13 protein-coding genes are annotated in these 13,332 nt (G+C 50.5%); 10 read left to right on the top strand and 3 right to left on the bottom strand.

What is annotated here, in order from left to right; all coding sequences use genetic code 11:
• Positions 1 to 144: 144 nt before the first annotated feature.
• The 5 genes from V7723_RS17235 to V7723_RS17215 are packed head-to-tail and all read left to right on the top strand — an operon-like array spanning position 145 to position 5,713.
• Positions 145 to 2,880 (top strand): hybrid sensor histidine kinase/response regulator, encoded by a 2,736-nt coding sequence (locus tag V7723_RS17235; protein ID WP_335685737.1) that lies wholly within the window; start codon positions 145 to 147, stop codon positions 2,878 to 2,880.
• On the top strand, positions 2,877 to 3,332 hold the full coding sequence (locus V7723_RS17230; RefSeq protein WP_335685736.1) for a chemotaxis protein CheW: 456 nt from the start codon (positions 2,877 to 2,879) through the stop codon (positions 3,330 to 3,332). The genes V7723_RS17235 and V7723_RS17230 overlap by 4 nt, the downstream gene beginning before the upstream one ends.
• Before the next feature lie 18 nt (positions 3,333 to 3,350).
• The gene (locus V7723_RS17225; RefSeq protein ID WP_335685735.1) at positions 3,351 to 3,716 is read left to right on the top strand and encodes a response regulator; all 366 of its coding nucleotides are present in this window, start codon (positions 3,351 to 3,353) and stop codon (positions 3,714 to 3,716) included.
• Positions 3,717 to 4,880 (top strand): protein-glutamate methylesterase/protein-glutamine glutaminase, encoded by a 1,164-nt coding sequence (locus tag V7723_RS17220; protein WP_335685734.1) that lies wholly within the window; start codon positions 3,717 to 3,719, stop codon positions 4,878 to 4,880.
• Positions 4,877 to 5,713 carry a CheR family methyltransferase gene (locus tag V7723_RS17215; protein ID WP_335685733.1) on the top strand — a complete coding sequence of 279 codons (837 nt, stop codon included), beginning with the start codon at positions 4,877 to 4,879 and terminating at the stop codon, positions 5,711 to 5,713. The genes V7723_RS17220 and V7723_RS17215 overlap by 4 nt, the downstream gene beginning before the upstream one ends.
• A gap of 245 nt (positions 5,714 to 5,958) precedes the next feature.
• Here V7723_RS17215 and ctrA read toward each other — a convergent pair whose 3' ends face one another.
• Positions 5,959 to 6,666 carry a response regulator transcription factor CtrA gene (gene ctrA, locus V7723_RS17210; protein WP_335685732.1) on the bottom strand — a complete coding sequence of 236 codons (708 nt, stop codon included), beginning with the start codon at positions 6,664 to 6,666 and terminating at the stop codon, positions 5,959 to 5,961.
• Between the two features lie 191 nt (positions 6,667 to 6,857).
• On the opposite strand from ctrA, the gene fliI reads away from it, so the two are divergent.
• The 4 genes from fliI (at position 6,858) to V7723_RS17190 (ending at position 10,870) form a co-directional block, all read left to right on the top strand.
• Complete coding sequence (fliI, locus tag V7723_RS17205) at positions 6,858 to 8,189, top strand: flagellar protein export ATPase FliI (RefSeq protein ID WP_335685731.1); 1,332 nt, start codon at positions 6,858 to 6,860, stop codon at positions 8,187 to 8,189.
• A 3-nt stretch (positions 8,190 to 8,192) separates the two neighbouring features.
• Positions 8,193 to 8,612: a flagellar FliJ family protein gene (locus tag V7723_RS17200; RefSeq protein ID WP_335685730.1), complete on the top strand. Its 420-nt coding sequence runs from the start codon at positions 8,193 to 8,195 to the stop codon at positions 8,610 to 8,612.
• 112 nt (positions 8,613 to 8,724) lie between these two features.
• On the top strand, positions 8,725 to 9,870 hold the full coding sequence (locus V7723_RS17195; RefSeq protein WP_335685729.1) for a hypothetical protein: 1,146 nt from the start codon (positions 8,725 to 8,727) through the stop codon (positions 9,868 to 9,870).
• Between the two features lie 163 nt (positions 9,871 to 10,033).
• Positions 10,034 to 10,870, top strand: a complete 837-nt coding sequence (locus V7723_RS17190) for an isocitrate lyase/PEP mutase family protein (RefSeq protein ID WP_335685728.1) — start codon at positions 10,034 to 10,036, stop codon at positions 10,868 to 10,870.
• A gap of 28 nt (positions 10,871 to 10,898) precedes the next feature.
• Here the strand turns inward: V7723_RS17190 and V7723_RS17185 are convergent, their stop codons facing one another.
• Positions 10,899 to 11,825 (bottom strand): LysR family transcriptional regulator, encoded by a 927-nt coding sequence (locus tag V7723_RS17185; protein WP_335685727.1) that lies wholly within the window; start codon positions 11,823 to 11,825, stop codon positions 10,899 to 10,901.
• A 117-nt stretch (positions 11,826 to 11,942) separates the two neighbouring features.
• Here V7723_RS17185 and V7723_RS17180 point away from each other — a divergent pair, with 117 nt between their 5' ends.
• Entirely contained in the window at positions 11,943 to 12,215 is a 273-nt protein-coding gene (locus tag V7723_RS17180) for a DUF1127 domain-containing protein (protein WP_335685726.1), read from the top strand.
• 17 nt (positions 12,216 to 12,232) lie between these two features.
• Here V7723_RS17180 and trhO read toward each other — a convergent pair whose 3' ends face one another.
• Complete coding sequence (trhO, locus tag V7723_RS17175) at positions 12,233 to 13,141, bottom strand: oxygen-dependent tRNA uridine(34) hydroxylase TrhO (RefSeq protein WP_335685725.1); 909 nt, start codon at positions 13,139 to 13,141, stop codon at positions 12,233 to 12,235.
• Between the last annotated feature and the right edge of the window lie 191 nt (positions 13,142 to 13,332).

Raw genomic sequence — 13,332 nt, 5'->3', positions numbered from 1 at the left:
CGAGAATAAATTTTCTCCTAAAAAATCCCGCTGTGAGCGCCGGTTTGTAACCGCTTGTTAACCTATGTCCTGCATTCTGTACGAGAGTAAGATTAGTACTAGCGCTACAACGATGTAGCCAGAGAATGAGGAGATAACGACGCCATGGATGACCTGTTAAGTGAATTTCTGACAGAAACCAACGAGAATATTGGAATTGTAGACGCCTCTTTGGTGGTGCTTGAACAGGATCCGAGCGATGAAAGTCAAATCGATAATATTTTCCGTCTTGTTCATACCATCAAAGGAACTTGTGGATTTTTAGGTCTGCCACGTCTGGAGGCCGTCGCCCATGCGGGTGAGAATGTTTTGGGCAAGATCCGCGATCGTGAATTGACCGTCACATCCGATGTGGTGACCATTATCCTCGAAGCCATGGATGTGATTAAAGACATCCTTGCCGTTATTGAAGACACGGAAGCTGAGCCAGAAGGCAACGACGCGGATTTGACCCGCCGCCTGAATGACGTCGCGTTTGGAACCGCAGAGGTTAAAGTTGAGGAAGTTGCCCCCGTCGTCGAGGAAGACACCCGCGGCCGGGCAACAGAAGCCGAACTGGAAGCTGCTTTTATGGCAGCAGATGGACCGGACGATGTCACCGATATCGCTGACGTGAAAGAACTACACCCCGCAGAAACATCACTGGATGAGCTCGAAGCGGCCTTTAACGCGGCCCCGGGTCCTGAGGAAGAGGTTAAAGCACCTGAGCCTGTTAAGGCGGTTGCCAAGCCCAGCAAGGACGGGGCACCAAAAGAATCAAGCCTAGCTAACCAGAGCATTCGCGTTAATGTCGATATGCTCGAAAACTTGATGACCATGGTTAGTGAACTGGTGCTGACGCGTAATCAGTTACTGCAGATGGTGCGTGGCATGGGCGACAATGAATTTACCGTTCCGTTGCAGCGGCTCAGCCATGTAACTACGGAACTGCAGGAAGGGTTGATGAAGACCCGCATGCAGCCTATCGGCAATGCCTGGTCCAAGCTCCCCCGCATTGTGCGTGACCTCAGCCATGAACTGGAAAAGAAAATTGATCTGGTTATGCATGGGGCGGAAACAGAATTGGACCGCCAGGTTCTGGAACTGATCAAGGATCCGCTGACGCATATGATCCGGAACTCAGCAGATCATGGCCTGGAAATTCCAGCGGACCGCCTTGCCTCTGGCAAAAAGGAAATCGGTAAGATCGTGCTCGACGCTTACCATGAAGGTGGACACATTATTATTACCATCAATGACGATGGTCGCGGTTTGAACGCGGAAAAAATCAAGAAGAAGGTTCTCGAAAATGGTTTAGCGACGGAAGCCGAACTGGACGCCATGACGAACCAACAAGTCCAGAACTTTATAATGCGTCCCGGATTTTCCACGGCTGAGCATGTGACGAATGTATCCGGCCGTGGCGTCGGTATGGATGTTGTCCGTTCCAATATTGAGAAAATTGGGGGCACCATTGCTCTAACATCCGAGGAAGGCAAAGGGTCAACTTTTACCATCAAGATCCCGCTGACCTTGGCTATTGTGTCTGCGTTGATTGTTGAATGTTGCAGCGAACGGTTTGCCATTCCGCAAACAAGTGTAGTCGAGCTGGTTCGTGCCTCAACCGACCCGGATGCCGACAATACCATCGAGATGGTCAATGACTCGCCCGTTCTACGCTTGCGAGATCACCTTCTGCCGCTTGTCCATCTCAACGATATCCTGAGGTTGGAAACAGCTGCAGATGAAGTTGCGGACAAAAGCGAAATTAAGGGACCAGAAGAGTTTGTTGTGGTCTCACAAGTCGGGGATTATACCTTCGGTATTGTTGTCGATCGAGTTTTTGATACAGAAGAAATTGTCGTCAAACCCGTTGCCCCCATACTCAAGCGGCTGTCTATTTTCTCAGGCAATACCATTCTGGGGGATGGCAGCGTCATCATGATCCTCGATCCAAACGGCATCGCAGCGACATCCGGCGAAGCAGTCGTGGGTGCGGAACATAAAATCAATGAAGAAGAAAGCCTTGCCTCCAATTTGGAAGCCAAGACAGCCTTGCTGGTTTTCCGTGCCGGCGGCGAAGAGCCAAAAGCGGTACCGCTTTCGCTGATTGCTCGCTTGGAAGAAATAGATGTTGAAACCATCGAGACTGCCGATGGCAAGATGGTGGTCCAGTATCGCGATCAGTTGATGCCGTTGACGGTTATCGATGAGACGACGAAAATCGCCGAAACCGGACGTCAACCAGTTCTGGTGTTCAGTGATGAAGATCGGACCATGGGCCTGATTGTCGACGAAATCGTTGATATTGTCGAAGACCGGTTGAATGTTGAAATGACGTCTTCAAAAGAAGGCCTTATTGGAAGCGCTGTTGTGCGCGACAAAGCAACGGATTTAATCGATGTTGCCTATTATCTGAAAGAATGCTTCGGCAACTGGTTCGATGCGGGCACTTCTCGTCCTTTCGGAGAAGAGGCTGTAAAGCAGAAAATTCTGCTGGTCGATGACAGCCCGTTTTTCCGTAACATGTTGGTGCCCTTGCTCTCGGCAGCCGGATATGAAGTCAGTACTGCAGAAAACGGCGCAGATGCCCTGAAATTACGAGATAAAGGCGTCTCTTACGACATCATTATCAGCGATGTTGAAATGCCTGAAATGGACGGATTCGAATTTGCCGAACAGGTAAAACGCGATGACAGGTGGAAAGAAACGCCAATTGTCGCCTTATCCTCTCATACCCGACAACAAGATTTTGATCGGGGCCGGGATGTTGGATTTACAGACTATGTCGCCAAATTTGATCGGGACAGCCTTATGACTGTTCTCTCACAAACACTAGGAACAGGTGGAGCCGCAGGATGAGTAACGAAGAATTACAAGAATATGTAACGGTCCGGGTTGCCGACCAGCTTTTTGGTATCCCCGTTTTGGAAGTGCATGATGTATTGCGAAATCTAAGCCTGACAAAAGTACCATTGGCCTCACCGGAAGTTGCCGGTGTCCTGAATTTGCGTGGAAGGATCGTTACGGCGATTGATGTACGCAAACGGCTGGGCTTGCCGGAACTGCCGGAGGGCGAGAACGGCATGAGCGTCGTCGTCGAAAGCCAAGGAGAGCCTTATAGTCTGCTCATCGACAATGTTGGTGAGGTGCTGGAACTCAATCCGGACGACTTGCAGCAAAACCCGGTCACACTGGACGCCCGGTGGCGCGAAGTATCGGCTGGTATCCACCGTCTGGAAGATAAATTATTGGTTATTTTACAGATTGATCGCCTGCTGAATTTCGCAGGAAATTCTGAAATTGCTGCATAGCAAAACCGGAGAATATTTATGCCTTCATGTTTGATAGTCGATGATTCTAAAGTAGTTCGAATGGTCGCGAGAAAAATCTTGGAAGATTTAAAGTTCGGTATCACAGAAGCCGAAGATGGAAAATGCGCCCTCGATGCCTGTAATGAAAATATGCCGGACGTTATTCTGCTCGATTGGAATATGCCGGTTATGAACGGTATTGATTTCCTGCGTAACCTACGACAAGAGCAGGGCGGCGAGGAGCCGGTGGTGATTTTCTGTACAACGGAAAATGACATGGCCCATATTCGTGAGGCCATCTCCGCGGGGGCCAATGAATATATCATGAAGCCTTTCGATCGGGCAATTATCGAGGCGAAATTCTCGCAAGTAGGAGTGCTCTAAGTGAGGCAACTCAACAGATCTTTGGATCCGGCATCTATGGCGCGAGATCCCTATCGCGTTATGGTCGTTGACGACTCGGCGGTGATCCGCGGGTTTTTGACAAGATGGCTGAATATGGAAGACGACATTCAGGTTGTCGCGAGCGCCAATAACGGCGTCGCCGCGCTTCGGGAATGTGAGAAATTCCAGCCCGAGATTATTATCCTTGATATTGAAATGCCGGAAATGGACGGCATGACCGCATTACCGAAACTCATTGCCATGGATCCCGATCTACAAGTGATAATGGCGTCGACTTTGACCCGGCGGAATGCCGATGTCAGTTTGCGGGCATTGTCGATTGGGGCAGCTGATTACATCGCAAAACCTGAATCAACCCGGGTCAATGATGAAAAAGATGCATTTCAGCACGGCTTGACCGAGAAAGTCCGGGTTCTGGGCGCGGCGCGGCGCGGCCGTAAAGAAACGGTCGACAAACCCGTCTTGCGGCCAACCTCCGTGCAACCGTCTAATCTCCAAGGCTTGGCGAAGCTGACTGGTGCGAAGGCGCCGATTGTCCTGCGCGCAACAGGCCCTGTTTTGGCGCCGCAAATTATCGCCATTGGCTCGTCTACGGGGGGGCCGCAGGCGTTGTTCCAGCTGTTTGAACAATTGAAGGGTAAAACCAATCTGCCGATTGTTATTACCCAGCATATGCCAGCCACCTTTACGGCGTTGCTCGCAGAGCATCTGAATAAAATTTACGACAAGGAAGTTGTCGAAGCGAAAGACGGTGAAAAAATTGTCGATGGCCGGGCCTATGTGGCCCCGGGCGACTGGCATATGACTATTCAGCGTGAAGGAATTGATACCGTCATACGGTTGAATCAGGAGCCGCCAGAAAATTTCTGCCGGCCATCTGTTGACCCGATGCTGCGAAGTTTACTGTCTGTTTACAATAACCGTGTATTAACAGTTATTCTGACAGGAATGGGACATGACGGACTTAGTGGTTGTCAAAAACTTGCGGAGGCAAATGCAATCGTGATTGGTCAAGATGAAGAAACAAGTGTGGTTTGGGGAATGCCGGGGGCGGTTGCCAACGCCGGTGTCTGTAATTCTGTTGTCCCGTTGCTGAGAATTTCTGCAACGATTGAAGGATATCTTCTAGGGAGGCCCGCATGAACAGCCAGGACTTCCAACTTTTTGGTGACATCGTTCATCAGCGATCAGGCCTCGTCCTGACGGAAGAAAAAATCTATTTGCTTGAAAGTCGCCTCGTGCCTCTGGCTCGTCGCCGCGGACTGGATAGCCTTGAAGACCTTGCAGAGGAGATCCGGCGGAATCGCGATGAGCGCTTGCTTTCGGAAATCACCGAGGCGATGACGACCAACGAAACTTTCTTTTTCCGCGATAACAAGCCGTTTGATATTTTTAAAGAATCGGTGCTTCCCAAATTACTGGAAGCCCGGGCCGGAAAAAAATCCTTGCGCATTCTAAATGCCGCCTGTTCCACGGGACAGGAGCCATACTCCCTCGCCATGTTGCTTTCCGAACAGGCGGCGAATATGGCCGGTTGGCGGGTTGAGATCATGGCCACGGATATATCCGACGAAGTTCTGGAAAAAGCCAAAGCCGGTCTCTACTCACAGTTTGAGGTCCAGCGCGGTTTACCCATTCAACTTTTGGTCAAATATTTTCAGCAAACCGGGGAGATCTGGCAAATTGACAGTGCAATCCGCGCAATGGTCAAGTTCCAGAATAAAAACCTTCTGGAAAGCCTGGCTGATTTGGGTAATTTTGATGTGGTGTTCTGCCGCAACGTTCTGATTTACTTTGATCAGGAAACAAAGGCGAAGGTTCTCGACCAGATCCATAATATTCTGGCTAAAGATGGCGCGCTTTTCCTGGGTGGTGCCGAGACGGTTCTGGGTATTTGTGACAGCTTTAAACCCGTTGACGGGTTACGAGGTGTCTATTCATCTGCCACTGGCGGCCTGATGGCGGCAACGGGATAAACGTCCCTTACAGCATTGATAAATTCAGGGGCGTGTCATCTTCGGAAGACGCGCCCCGTTTCTATTGGGGGGCCGCGGACTAACTGAGGTTTCCGGATATCGAGAATTATTTATACGAATATTCTATTAATAAGGGTTATTGATAAAAATTCCATATAAATAAAAACAACGATCCGATATATCCATAAAAAAACGGCGGTATCCGAAAATACCGCCGTCGTTAAATTGGTTGGTTCAATGATGCCTTAGCTGGCTTTTGCCTGGACCATTGTTCCGACTTCCGGATCCCGAAGCACATAGCCGCGGCCCCAGACTGTTTCGATATAGTTGTCCCCTGCAGTGGCTGCGGCCAGTTTCTTGCGCAGTTTGCAAACGAAGACGTCAATAATTTTCAGCTCAGGTTCGTCCATCCCTCCATAGAGGTGATTGAGGAACATTTCTTTCGTCAATGTTGTGCCCTTACGCAGGCTCAACAGTTCCAGCATCCCATATTCCTTACCTGTCAGATGCAGGCGTTGGCCACTGACCTCAACTGATTTAGAATCAAGGTTGACGGTCAATTTTCCGGTTTCGATGGTGGATTGTGCATGGCCTTTCGAGCGGCGAACAATCGCATGAATTCGAGCGACAAGTTCATCTTTGTTAAAAGGCTTCGTTAAATAATCATCAGCACCAAAGCCCAAACCTTTCACTTTATCATCTGGCTCGGACATGCCGGACAGAATTAAAATAGGTGTGGTTACTTTCGCTGTACGCAACTTCTTCAACACGTCATATCCGGACATATCGGGCAAGCCCAAATCCAGTATGATAATGTCATAATCGTAGAGTTTACCTAGATCTACGCCTTCTTCGCCGAGATCTGTGGTGTAAACATTTAACCCTTCGGCGTTGAGCATCAATTCGATGCCTCTGGCCATGGAACTATCATCTTCTATCAATAAAACCCGCATAAGCTGGACCTCCTGTACCCGAATATTATTAACAACTTAACTTAACAAATGGTTAAAGCTCAATACAAAAATTAACTATCTTCATTAACTTTAATTTTTCTGTGTTTACTAAACGTTAAATGATCCTGTTCACAATGAACATTATCAAAGAGCACGAGTAACTATTAATCGCGGTACGGAGTCCTTTATAAGTGCAAAGCCTTATTTCTGAAATCAAGCGGGTCCCCTCCATTCAATATTACGGACGCGTCGTCGCCATCCAGGGATTGCTGGTGGAAGTGGGCGGAATCCAGCGTCAATTAAGTATTGGCAGTCGAGTGAACGTGCGGACCCGCGATATGGGAAAAGTTAAATGCGAGGTTGTCGGCTTTCGCAATGACCGCAGTCTTCTCATGCCGTTTGCGGCGCTGGAAGGCATTGGTATTGGCTGTAAGGCCGAGATTGCCGAACAGGATCCCGTAATCTACCCCGATGAAACCTGGCTTGGCCGGGTCGTAAACGCCATGGGCGAACCCATTGATGGTGGCCCGCCGCTGCGCCAGGGTAAAGTTCCCGTTCCTTTTAGAAATGTCCCGCCGCCCGCCCATGCCCGTCAGCGGGTAGGGGGAAAAATTGATCTCGGCGTTCGCGCCCTGAATTCTTTTGTCAGCTGTTGCCGCGGTCAGCGTATGGGTATCTTTTCCGGCTCCGGTGTCGGCAAGTCCGTTCTCTTCTCCATGCTCGCCCGTAATACAGAGGCAGATGTCAACGTCATCGGCCTGATTGGCGAGCGCGGACGGGAAGTTCAGGAATTTATTGAAGACGATCTGGGCGATGAAGGTTTGAAACGCAGTGTCGTGGTTGTCGCCACCTCTGATGAAAGCGCTCTTATGCGCCGTCAAGCGGCTTATTTAACCTTGTCCCTGGCGGAATATTTCCGCGATCAGGACCAGGATGTGCTGTGCCTGATGGATAGTGTCACCCGCTTTGCCATGGCCCAGCGCGATATTGGCCTGTCCGGCGGCGAGCCACCGGCAACCAAAGGCTATACACCCACTGTGTTCAGCGAACTGCCGAAATTACTGGAACGGGCAGGGCCCGGCGCCGGTAAAGGCACCATCACCGGTCTGTTTACCGTGCTGGTGGAAGGCGATGATCATAACGAACCGGTAGCCGATGCGGTGCGCGGTATTCTCGATGGTCATATCGTCATGGAACGGCAAATAGCCGAACGCGGTCGCTATCCGGCCGTCAATGTCCTGAAATCTATCTCCAGAACCATGCCCGGCTGTAATACGGACGCGGAAAACCAGATCATCACCAAAGCCAAACAATATCTGTCGACTTTTGAGGATATGGCCGAAATGATCCGTCTTGGTGCCTACCGCAAGGGCACGGACCCCCTGGTCGACGAAGCCATTCATTATCAGCCGTTGTTGGAAACTTTTATGAGCCAGCAAAAAATCGACCGAACCAGCCTTGCTGATTGCTATGCGCAACTGGCCGACATACTGGACACGGTTCCGCAACTGGAAACGGCATAGCATATGAAGGGTCTCAATAATCTCATCCGTCTGCATAAATGGAAGCTCGACGAAAAACGCCGGGAACTGACAGATATGGAACAAATGCGCGACAGTTTTATGGCGCAGCGTGCCGACTTGTTGGAAGAGCAACAGCGCGAGCAGGAAATCGCCGCCAACGACCCTAATATTAACTTCGCTTATTCCAACTATGCTGCCGTCGCCAAGGAGCGTCTGGAAAACATGCAGAACAGCATCTCCGAAATTTCGCAGAAGATTATCACTTTGAAAGACGAGGTGTCTTTCTGTTATCGCGAATTGAAGAAATACGAAGTCGCCCTCGACGTCCGCGACAAACGCGCCCATCTCGCCGAGCAGCGGGCCGAACAAAAACAAATCGACGACCTGGCCATCGACCTCTACCGCCGCGGCCTGACAAGCTAGCATTTTCCACCTGAAAATTCTCTATTAACGAGTATGTAAGAGTTTCTTTCTATCTTAAAAAGAGATTTTTGAGCGGCATTGCCCTGTCGCATTCATAGAAAGAACCAAACCCATGCCCGAAGAAACCCTTCAGCTCAAACGCCGCCTGCGGTTTAGATGGTGGATGCTGCCGATTATCCTGATTGTTGGTATATGGGGCGGATCCTGGGCGTGGGACTATTACAAGCTATTCTCTGGTCAGACCCCGATGTTTGATGTGGCCATCAAGCTGCAAGTCGGCGATGAGATTATTGAGATTGATCGGACGATACCTTGTTTTGAGAAAAGTCAGGGAGAACCCTTTCAGTATATTTTCAAGCAACGGCCCTTTACTTATCGGGAACGGGACCTTTCTACCGGCGCTCACCTGAAAGATGGTCGCGCAGTGATGAGCATAATTCCAAAAGTCTGCAGGGAAATTAAAGACGCGATGCAAGCTGGTGAGGTGGGCAACGTTGTGCCTAAAGATTTCTTGCCCATGACAGCACTCGTAGACAACTTTGAGGATCCGCAACTGATGAAGGTATTCGGTGCCCGCAGCTACTACACGCGGGACGATGCAGAGGTAAAGGTTTTATCCTATGAGATCAAACCGACGGAAATTGGAACATTGCCAAGCTTGGAGGATGAGTTCGGTTGGTTTAGAGGCGGATATCTGGCCCCACGCTCTGACGGAGGGTTGTATTTCGAAAGTGCGAAGTTAGCATGTATTCCACTTGAAGTATTTCGTGGTTCTTGGGTCGGTAACGCTAATTTCGATGATATTGAAGAGCCCATTTTTGCTTTTGATGTCCCCGGTGAATTTAAAGGCCCCCTTAAAACGCCTATGCCGGATCCAGGTATGCCATTTATGGGGAGCTTTGCGAGAAATATACCCATAGTTTCAGAGCCTTATTCAGAATTTATTTCACTGGACCATGTAATTCCGGCGATCATGATTGATGGAATTTATAATTATGAGCCGGCTGATAAGAGTATATTGCTTCTTCGCCGCACCAACGGTGAACGTCAGAAGGAAGAAGTCGCAGACACTGGTGAGAAAAAAACAACCATTCGCCGAGCAAAAATCAATGTTAAAGGCAAGGAATTGGAACTGATTTTCAAGAAAGTGCGAAATGGTCGAACATTTATAAAAAGCACCTACATCTATTTTGATCCTCATGGTTCCGGCTTTTGTTGGTTACGGATCGAAGACGTACGGTTTCCAGATACACGCTAGCTACTTGAGAGGAGGAGAAAGTAGCGAACAGCTTCAGAACATGAATGTCCTGGTCTGGCACTCTCCTAAAAACCAAATTTCCAGCCGCATTTTCTCTTGTGCGTGTTTTTGTTTCGCTTCATAATGAACAAAACATGAACAAATATGCGAGAGGAAAATAAGCATGTCGGATATTGTTGAAAAGGCGACGGCGTTTGAGGCGTTGCATGGGCGCGGGACGGCGTTCTTTTTGCCCAATCCATGGGATGTGGGATCGGCGAAAATGCTGAAAGCCTTGGGGGCGGAGGCGTTGGCGACGACCAGTGCCGGATATTCCTTCTCTCGCGGTAAGGGGTTGGCCATTGGTGATGTGATGCGCGATGAGGTTCTGGCCCATGCCGCCGAGATTATATCGGCAACCTCGCTGCCGGTCAGTGCGGATCTGGAAAACGGCTATGGCGATTCCCCCGAAGAGGTGGCAAAAACCGTGGCTATGGCCGCCGACATCGGGCTTGCCGGATGCACCATCGAAGATACCACCAGTGATCCCGATAATCCGCTGTATGACAAGGAGTTTGCCATCGAGCGCATCGCCGCCGCGGTGGAGGTTGTAAAGGGGCTGGACAGACCTTTTATGCTGACGGCGCGCGCCGAGAATTATCTGCATGGCCGCGCTGATCTGGACGATACCTTGGCCCGGCTTCAAGGGTATGAGCGGGTCGGGGCCAATGTGCTCTATGCGCCGGGTCTGCCGGATCTGGACGCTATTCGCCATGTCTGCAACGCGGTGTCGAAACCGGTGAATGTGGTGGCCGGCATCGGCCTCCCCGATGTGACCATGGAGGAACTACAGGACGCCGGTGTGACGCGGGTCAGTGCCGGATCGGCGTTATCAAGGGTGGCTTACGGGGCGATGGTTGATTCCATGGCCGAAATCATGAAAAGCGGCTCGTTTGAAAGCTTTAAATCCGCGGCGTCCTTCGGCAAACTTGCCAAGCTGAACCAGATCGGCGGCGCCTGAGTCGAATAAGACGTGTGAGGTGGCGGTTTTACCCGGGGATACATTCCAGTTCGCCGGCCTTGAAGGCCTCGAAACAGGCGACCACATGATTAAAAACCGCTTGCGCTGGCGGATCAAGAGCAGGATTTGCCAACAGCCGGACCTGATAATTATCCAGCTCCGGTAAGTTATGTTCAGCCCCCAGCTTGACCAATGGCGGCTCGATCAGCGAGGCGGCGAAGGGCGCAATGGCCAGATCCGCAAGGATGGCAGCGCGCTGGGCCTGTGTCTGTCCGCTTTGATAGGCAACGCGATATTCCCGGCCCGAGGCCTCAAGCGCGCCAACCGCCGTGTCCCGCCAGGCGCAGCCTTTTTCCCACAGGGAGACCGGCAGGGGAACGCGGTCATAGGCGCATCCACCTTTCAATCCGACCCAGGCCAGTTTTTCTTCCAGTAAAATTTTGGCCCCGGGCGTCAGGGCCTGGCGATGGGAGGTGGTGATCATCACCACATCAAGGCGGCCCTCGTCCAGACTTTTCATCATAGCATTGGCGCTTTCCATGACCACATTAACGGCAATGTTCGGATGGCTTTTGGCGAACCGCTGAAGGATGACCGGCAGCAGCCGGGCGCCATAGTCCTCGGCCGCGCCTAGCCGCACCGTACCGCTCATGTCCGGTAAGGTGAAATGACTGACGATCTCATCATTTAACGACAGGATGCGACGGGCGTAACTTAACAGCATCTCCCCGTCTGACGTGATGGTCAGGGAGCGCGTGTCCCGTTGAAAGAGCGGTCGGTCAAGCACTGCTTCCAGCTTTTTGATTTGCATGGAGACAGCAGAGGGGCTGCGAAATACCTGTTCGGCGGCCTTTGAAAAACTGCCGGTTTCAATAATCGCGACAAAGGTTTTCAGGACATCTATTTCCAGCGACGGCAAATGGGGCTGTTTTTTTAGATCAGGTTGTATGGTCATGGGGATAATTTAGAAAAACTGATCAATAGAGTCAAATTAATTCGTTTGATTGAATTATCATCCTCCCCAATTATTAAAGGAGAGACAGCGGATTTATTCAAGAAATGGAGAAGCACCATGTCCGATACATTACAGAATACCTGTTGCGTAATTTCCAATCCACCAGGAAAACGTGAGGATGCGAAAAACACCTCGTTTTTGGCCTTATTTGGAACAGTGGCCCATAGATTTCGGCTTTGGCGGCGGGCGCGCGCAACCCAGATTCTATTGTGGCAGGCGAGCGACCGGACGTTAAAGGATATTGGCGTAAACCGGCGGGATATTATGCGGAGTTTGCCGAGGGCCGATGATGAAATTCTGGAAATAGAACGTCGCCGCTTCCTCAAATAATAGAGGAGTGTCCAAGGTCAGTCTTTACTGCCAATATGAATTTCATTGCGGGCGGCAGCCAGCTCGATTTGCTTCTGCCGCTCGGTAAACCGGCGTTGTTGATCGTCGGTCAGACTGTCATGACAGCGCGGGCAGGAAACGCCTTTTTCATAAAGCTCAGATCCCTTGTCCGCCTCGGTGATCGGATAGCGGCAGGCGTAGCATTGATCGTAGGATCCTTTTTGCAGGTCATGATCGACGGTGACCCGTTGATCAAAGACAAAACATTCACCTTCCCAGGTGCTGTCTTCCTTTGGCACATCTTCCAGATATTGCAAGATACCGCCTTCCAGATGATAAACTTCGTCAAATCCCTGCGACAATAAATAAGAGGTGGATTTTTCACAGCGAATGCCGCCTGTACAGAACATGGCGACTTTCTTGTGCGTGTCATGATCCAGCTTCTCGTCGACAAATTGCGTAAACTCGCGAAAGGTCTTGGTCTCGGGGTTGATTGCCCCTTTGAAGGTGCCAACTTCGACTTCGTAATCATTACGCGTATCGATCAGCACCACATCCGGGTCTGCGGTCAGGGCATTCCAGTCTTTGGGTTTGACGTAATTACCGACCGTATGACGGGGATCGACACCGGGGGCGCCCAAAGTTACAATTTCTTTTTTAAGGCGGACTTTCATCCTGTAGAATGGCTGTTGCGCGTTGACGGATTCTTTATGCTGCAAATTGGCGAATCGTTCGTCGGCCTTTAAAAAGGCGAGGAGCTTGTCGATGGCCTCCCGCGTTCCGGACACGGTGCCATTAATTCCTTCCTCCGCCAATAGCAGAGTTCCCTGAATATCATTTTCCTTACAAAGGGTTAGCAGTACAGGCTGCAATTCCTTATAATCAGGTAAGGCGACAAATTTATAAAGGGCCGCAACGACAAACATAACGCGCTTTCTATATTTTATGGTGCTTGACGGGGAATATGGCTTAGCTTCTTCCGCGCTTCAAGTGTGGCATAATAACGCTGGTGGTAAAAATCAAGATGAGGGCGGCTGCATGACACGAGATGAATTCGATACCTACTGCCAAAGCCTTCCGGCAGTGAGCAATGTTGTGCAATGGGGGAATGCGTCGG

The organism is Sneathiella sp., from assembly GCF_036960985.1.
Taxonomy (GTDB): Bacteria; Pseudomonadota; Alphaproteobacteria; order Sneathiellales; family Sneathiellaceae; genus Sneathiella.
This window is presented reverse-complemented; position numbering and strand designations above follow the sequence as displayed.